The 1,320-nt window shown below is 72.4% G+C and carries 1 protein-coding gene; it reads left to right on the plus strand.

All coding sequences use genetic code 11. The annotated features are described in order from the left end of the window. Window positions 1-1,072: sulfate adenylyltransferase subunit 1 (locus tag IF43_RS0135510; protein ID WP_030211124.1), on the plus strand; the 1,072-nt coding region annotated here is incomplete at its 5' end. Window positions 1,073-1,320 lie beyond the last annotated feature (248 nt).

Genomic DNA, 1,320 nt, shown 5'->3' on the forward strand with positions numbered 1-1,320 from the left:
CGCCACCGCCCGCCGCCGGTTCATCCTCGCCGACACCCCCGGCCACGTGCAGTACACCCGCAACATGGTCACCGGCGCCTCCACCGCCGAACTCGCCGTGGTGCTGGTCGACGCCCGCAACGGCGTGGTCGAGCAGACCCGCCGGCACGCCGCGGTCGCCGCCCTGCTGCGGGTCCCCCACGTGGTCCTGGCCGTCAACAAGATGGACCTCGTCGGCTACGACGAGTCCGTCTTCGCGAAGATCGCCGAGGAGTTCACCTCCTACGCCGCAACGCTCGGCGTCCCGGAGATCACCGCGATCCCGATCTCGGCGCTGGCCGGTGACAACGTGGTGGAGCCGTCCGCCAACATGGACTGGTACGGCGGGCCGACGGTGCTGGAGCACCTGGAGACCGTGCCCGTCAGCCACGACCTGACCGCCTGCCCGGCCCGCTTCCCGGTGCAGTACGTGATCCGCCCGCAGAGCGCCGAGCACCCCGACTACCGGGGCTACGCCGGCCAGATCGCCTCCGGCGTGCTGCGCGTGGGCGAGGCCGTCACGGTGCTGCCGTCGGGGAAGACCTCGGTCATCGAGGGCATCGACGCACTGGGCAAGAGCGTGGACATCGCCTGGGCCCCGCAGTCGGTGACGCTGCGCCTGGCGGACGACATCGACATCTCGCGCGGCGACCTGATCGCCCCGACCGCGAGCGCGCCGGCCACCACGCAGGACGTGGTCGCCACGGTCTGCCACGTGGCCGACCAGCCGCTGGCGGTCGGCGCCCGGGTGCTGCTGAAGCACACCACGCGCACGGTCAAGGCCATCGTCAAGGAGATCCCCTCCCGGCTGACGCTGGACGACCTGTCCCAGCACCCGAGCCCCGGGCAGCTGGTGGCGAACGACATCGGCCGGGTCGTCGTGCGCACCGCCGAACCCCTCGCGCTCGACGCGTACGCCGACTCGCGCCGCACCGGGTCCTTCCTCCTGATCGACCCGGCCGACGGCACCACCCTCGCGGCGGGCATGGCCGGTGAGTCGTTCGCGACCGCCGCGGCCGAGCCCGTCCAGGACGACGAGGGCTGGGACTTCTGAGACGACCGCCGACGCCTGATCGTCCTCCGCGACGGGGGGCGGCCGCAGAGGCTGACCTGGCCGGCATCTACGACCTCACCCTCCTCGACAAGGTCCTCACCGCCGCCGGCAAGCCCGCCGTCACCGACGCCGGCCTCGGCACCAAGTAACCCCACCCGCCCGTAAGCCCCACTCCCAGGAGGTGACGACCATGGCCACCGTTCTCGCCAAGGCTGCCCAGGAAACCGCTGACCCGGTGACCCACGCCG

Source organism: Streptomyces sp. NRRL S-87 (assembly GCF_000719335.1).
In the GTDB taxonomy this organism is placed as follows: domain Bacteria; phylum Actinomycetota; class Actinomycetes; order Streptomycetales; family Streptomycetaceae; genus Streptomyces.